The sequence below is a fragment of the Pseudomonas sp. TWR1-1-3 genome, from assembly GCF_049896805.1.
Taxonomy (GTDB): Bacteria; Pseudomonadota; Gammaproteobacteria; order Pseudomonadales; family Pseudomonadaceae; genus Aquipseudomonas; species Aquipseudomonas bubulae.
Map to the genome: position 1 here is coordinate 1 of NZ_JAFCUZ010000013.1, position 776 is coordinate 776.

General features: G+C 51.8%; 1 protein-coding gene. It reads right to left on the minus strand.

Features of this window, described 5'->3' with window-relative positions; translation table 11 throughout:
- On the minus strand, positions 1-776 hold a 776-nt coding region (locus tag ACP7BE_RS23195; RefSeq protein ID WP_426107449.1), incomplete at both ends, for a calcium-binding protein.

Sequence of the window (776 nt, forward strand, 5' to 3'; positions counted from 1 at the left end):
TCCGCAAACTCAAAACGTTCGATTTTGTATCGACCATCAGCCGTATCGAACCACCTATCGATCGTGATGCTGTCCAGACCGTTTTGATGACTCAGTACCAGTTGAGTACCGGCGCGACTTATAGCGAGATCACTTGCCAGGATACCGGCACCAAACTTCACGACATCCGTATCAGCGTTGAAGCTGGAGTCGTCAAAAATAAGGTCCTTTCCATCGCCCAGGTTGAACAGGTAGGTATCAGAACCCGAGCCTCCACGTAGCGTATCGTTACCAGTACCACCTTCAAGCAGGTCTTTGCCTGATCCTGAAGTCAGAACATCGTTGCCCGCCCCACCCCGAATAATTTGCGACAATGAGCTCGTCAGACCAGTAAGGATGTCATCTCCATCCCCTCCGAGCAGCTCAAGCAATGGAGTGGTTATCGACGCGCTTGTCCAAACCGTCCCGTCTGCAAACTCAAACCGTTCGATTTTGTATCGACCATCAGCCGTATCGAACCACCTATCGATCGTGATGCTGTCCAGACCGTTTTGATGACTCAATACCAGTTGAGTACCGGCGCGACTGATCGTGAGATCACTTGCCAGGATACCGACACCAAACTTCACGACATCCGTATCAGCGTTAAAGCTGGAGTCGTCAAAAATAAGGCCCTTGCCATCGCCCAGGTTGAACAGGTAGGTATCAGAACCCGAGCCTCCACGTAGCGTATCGTTACCAGTACCACCTATGAGTGTGTCATTGCCGGTACCGCCGGTCAGCCGATCATTACCGGC